A 341-nucleotide genomic window follows, 5' to 3' on the forward strand; every position below is an offset into this window, starting at 1 on the left:
AGATAAAAAAGGCCCCTTATGTCTGCAATGGGTGTCCTAAAATAAAACGGTGCAATCTACAGCATTCCCTTTATTCCGCCCAGCAAGCCGATGAATCTTCTCATGATCTTTTGATTTCCTGCCGGGACGGAATTAACCAGTCACCAGCTGATATCGCTATGTTAGATGATTTAATTTCTCCTCTTATAAAGCGAGGTCAGTCAATTGCCCACATTTATGCAAACCATGGACACGAGATTCCTTGTAGCCGCAGAACTCTTTATCACTACCTCAACAAGGGTGTTTTTGAAGCCCGAAACATTGATTTGAGACGACGCGTTCGTTATAAGTGCAAAGAAAGG

At 42.8% G+C, this 341-nt stretch carries 1 pseudogene; it reads left to right on the forward strand.

Annotated features, from left to right (window positions below):
• Nucleotides 1–158 precede the first annotated feature (158 nt).
• A pseudogene (locus AB8U03_RS18050) lies at nt 159–341 on the forward strand (IS30 family transposase); the annotation flags it as partial.

This window comes from Clostridium moutaii, from assembly GCF_041205085.1.
In the GTDB taxonomy this organism is placed as follows: domain Bacteria; phylum Bacillota; class Clostridia; order Clostridiales; family Clostridiaceae; genus Clostridium_B; species Clostridium_B moutaii.